At 69.4% G+C, this 726-nt stretch carries 1 protein-coding gene; it reads left to right on the top strand.

Annotated elements, in window-relative coordinates; genetic code table 11:
• Window positions 1-726, top strand: a 726-nt coding sequence (locus ACFPZN_RS56310; protein ID WP_378293684.1) for a hypothetical protein, incomplete at its 5' end; no start/stop codon positions are given.

The following is a 726-nucleotide window of genomic DNA, read 5'->3' on the forward strand; positions in this document are numbered from 1 at the left end:
CTGCTCGACGTGGTCGCGCACGGCGACAAGTACGAGCCGGTCGCCGGGCACGCCGGCGTGTTCGTGATCTTCCACGACTTCAAGGCCGGGCCCGGGCCGTTCTACGACTACTGCATCCTCGGCGAGACCGCGGGCCGGGGCCTGTCCCTGGTGGTGAAGAAGCCCGGCCACGACGATGCGATGGTGTCGGCCTTCCTGGACTTCGTCCGGCCGCGCGTCGGGCTGGCCTTCGACGGCCGCTCTCATCACAAGGTGCCGCTGCCCGCGCCGATCGGCCCGTTCGACCACGTGCTGTTCTGTGCGCCCTCGCTGACGGCCGCGAACCATGGGGGCAGGCTCGGCAGGGTCTTCCCGATCCGCGACTGCGAGATCGGCGACGAGGACACCGAGACGTTCGTCGAGGCACGGATCCAGGGGCGGAACTCGATGCCCTCCACCACCTGGGACCGCGAGCCGTTCCCCGTCATCGACCTGAAGTTCGACCTGCGGCGGGCGCACGGCTTCGAGGAAATGGGCGGCCGCACCTCGGTGCGGGAGAAGACGTTCAAGGTCTACCCGCGGGCAATGGTGGAACGGGGGCTGCGGCTCATGCCGGAGGCGGACCCCGGCAGCGTGCTGGAGATCCGCAACTACCGGCGCGACGTCCTGAAGGTGACACCCGAGCAACCGCGAACACTCGACGAGGCCGACCGCTTCCTCTCCGGACCGGCCACGACGGCATCGTGA

This window comes from Actinomadura rugatobispora (assembly GCF_042656285.1).
GTDB lineage: Bacteria > Actinomycetota > Actinomycetes > Streptosporangiales > Streptosporangiaceae > Spirillospora > Spirillospora rugatobispora.